At 63.3% G+C, this 1,848-nt stretch carries 2 protein-coding genes; one reads left to right on the top strand and one right to left on the bottom strand.

Annotated features, from left to right (window positions below; genetic code table 11):
• Positions 1-134: 134 nt before the first annotated feature.
• Positions 135-788, bottom strand: coding sequence for a ribosome biogenesis GTP-binding protein YihA/YsxC (gene yihA, locus IN820_RS06665; protein ID WP_193680221.1), 654 nt, complete (start codon positions 786-788; stop codon positions 135-137).
• A 270-nt stretch (positions 789-1,058) separates the two neighbouring features.
• Here yihA and IN820_RS06660 point away from each other — a divergent pair, with 270 nt between their 5' ends.
• Positions 1,059-1,691 (top strand): c-type cytochrome, encoded by a 633-nt coding sequence (locus IN820_RS06660; RefSeq protein WP_193680220.1) that lies wholly within the window; start codon positions 1,059-1,061, stop codon positions 1,689-1,691.
• The last annotated feature ends 157 nt before the right edge of the window (positions 1,692-1,848 follow it).

The following is a 1,848-nucleotide window of genomic DNA, read 5'->3' as shown; positions in this document are numbered from 1 at the left end:
TGGATCGGTGAAGCGCGATCCACCCTACATTGCTGCGGTTGGCGCCGGGTTTTGGCGTAGGGTGGATGTCGCTTTTTACATCCACCAGGCTCTGATGGATGGGGCGGTGAAGCGTGGTCCACCAATCGGCAGCTTCACGCGTCAGGTTCTTGCTCTTCTTCGGATGTGTCGTCCAGCAGGCCCAGCCAGCTTGCCAGCACCAGCTGGGCTTCCTCGACGCCCTGGCGCTTGGGCGCGGAAAACAGTTGCACGCTGACGCCGTTGCCCCAGCCCTTGTGAATGTCGCGCTGGATCGCCAGCAGGGCATTCTTCGCCGCGCCGAAGGCCAGCTTGTCGGACTTGGTCAGGAGAATGTGCAGCGGCATCTGGCTGGCGCTCGACCAGTCCAGCATCATCCGGTCGAACTCGGTCAGCGGATGGCGGATGTCCATCATCAGGAACACGCCGGCCAGGCTTTCACGGCTACCCAGGTAGGCCTCCAGGTGGCGCTGCCAGTGCTGCTTGAGCGGGATCGGCACCTTGGCATAGCCGTAGCCGGGTAGGTCGACCAGGCGGCGCTCGTCGTCCAGGCGAAAGAAGTTGAGCAACTGGGTGCGGCCCGGCGTCTTCGAGGTGCGCGCCAGGTTGGCGTGGGTCAGCGTGTTCAGCGCACTGGACTTGCCCGCATTGGACCGGCCGGCGAAGGCGACTTCCAGACCCTCGTCGGCCGGGCACTGATCGACCTTGGCGGCGCTGGTCATGAAGGAGGCCTGTTGGCAGAGGCCGAGAATCGGGTTTTTCGGGAGCATGGTCGTTCCGGTGAGTGCGCGGGGGTGCGGCAATGGTTCATTTCCGTTTCAAGAACGGAAGTATATAATGCCGCAGATTTTATGTGCGCTTTGGCCTGTATCAGGCCGTGCATGAGCTTCCAGGCTGCTGACGGGCGCGCCCTGCGGCGGGATGCGATGCAAGGCCCGCTTGCCCGGCATGCCACTATAACGAGCGTCGCCGCAGCCGGACGGCTGTGCGTGACCCGATGAGTTTCCCTTACAAACCCTTAGCCGTAGTTGGATTAGCTGATGAACAAAGTACTCGTGAGTCTGCTGTTGACCCTTGGCATCACCGGTATGGCCCACGCGGCTGGAAACGCCGAAGCTGGTCAGGGCAAAGTTGCAGTGTGTGGCGCCTGCCACGGTGCGGACGGCAACAGCCCGGCACCGAATTTCCCGAAACTCGCCGGCCAGGGCGAGCGCTACCTGCTCAAGCAGCTGCATGACATCAAGGCCGGCAGCACGCCGGGCGCCGAGGAGGGCGTTGGTCGCAAGGTGCTGGAAATGACCGGCATGCTCGACCCGCTGAGCGATCAGGACCTCGAGGACATCGCCGCCTACTTCGCCAGCCAGAAAATGACGGTGGGCTTCGCCGATCCGGCGCTGATCGCCCAAGGCGAGCAGCTGTTCCGTGGCGGCAAGCTGGACCAGGGCATGCCGGCCTGCACCGGTTGCCATGCGCCCAACGGTGTCGGCAACGACCTGGCCGGCTTCCCGCACCTGGGTGGCCAGCATGCCACCTACACCGCCAAGCAGCTGACCGATTTCCGTGAAGGCAACCGTACCAACGATGGCGACGCCATGATCATGCGCGGTATTGCCGCCAAGCTGAGCAACAAGGATATCGAAGCGCTGGCCAGCTACATCCAAGGCCTGCACTGACCGATAGTCAGCCAGCCTAGCGAGGGCGTCGGCGCCGTGAGCCCGACGCCCTTTTTGTTTGGCTCTGTCCGAGTTGGCTGTTGCGGATAGACGTATCCCTGTAGGAGAGGGCGGGGACGCCGAGTCCATGCCCGCGAATATTCCAGCGCGCAAAGCT

This window comes from Pseudomonas lopnurensis (assembly GCF_015070855.1).
Classification (GTDB): Bacteria; Pseudomonadota; Gammaproteobacteria; order Pseudomonadales; family Pseudomonadaceae; genus Stutzerimonas; species Stutzerimonas lopnurensis.
The sequence above is the reverse complement of the archived record's forward strand: the minus strand, read 5'-3'. Positions and strand labels throughout refer to the sequence as shown.